Here is an 866-nt window from a genome sequence, read left to right as displayed (position 1 = left end):
TCGGGCTGTAAAGGTCGTGGAGAGGCTTTCAGAGCCCTTGCAGACGGAGCTTGAGCAGGCTCTGAGAGCCGCAGAAGCGTCCGGAGACTTGAAGGAGGTGACCCGACTTCGGCAGTGCTCTGGCTGCATCGGGCTAACGAACGGTGGGGGCAAGAGAAATTGTATCACTGTGCTTAGCGGCCCAACGTTGAACAAAAGACTCAGGATGTTTGCAAAGAACCTCGGGACGGACTGGAAGCTTGCGTCTCACCAATTTCGTCGCACCTTTGCCAACTATGTCGTCCATCACAAACTGGGCGATCTGCGGTATTTAAGGGATCACTTCAAGCACTGGAGCCTCGATATGACCATCCTGTATGCAATGAACGAGACGCAGGATCTGGAGCTCTACGACGAAATCTACGCTGCCTTTGACGGCAAGCGCCAGGCCATTGTCGGTCACTGGTTGGAGCCTGATACGCCGCTTTCAGGTGGCATGGCCGGTCATATTCGCCAAATGCGAAACCGCTCGGAAGAAGTGCGTACCTACAAAGATCGAAAAGAGATGATTGAGGCCATCAGCGAACTGGTTTACCTGCGGTCCACTGGCATTGCCTGGTGTACCAATGATACCGGCGTGGACTGTGCGGGTGGCCAATGCGAAGGCTGTGAGCACGGCTGTATTGACGATACCCACAAGCCGTTCTGGGAAGGGCTGTACTTACAACAGATTGAGCTTCGGCAGATCGATGACCTGGACGACTCGGGATCAAAGACGGTCGAGCGCACCATGGAACGCTGCGAGAGGGTGTTGACCGATCTCGGTGTAGACATTAATCGCCTCAAGGAGCAAGTGATCGATGTCGAAGCCATCTGAATCAGACCCT

The 866-nt window shown here is 54.6% G+C and carries 1 pseudogene; it reads left to right on the top strand.

The annotated features are described in order from the left end of the window. Positions 1-856 (top strand): annotated as a pseudogene (locus tag R7Q09_RS24775) (site-specific integrase); the annotation flags it as partial. Between the last annotated feature and the right edge of the window lie 10 nt (positions 857-866).

The sequence above is a fragment of the Vibrio sp. 2130-1 genome, assembly GCF_033339515.1.
The sequence above is the reverse complement of the archived record's forward strand: the minus strand, read 5'-3'. Positions and strand labels throughout refer to the sequence as shown.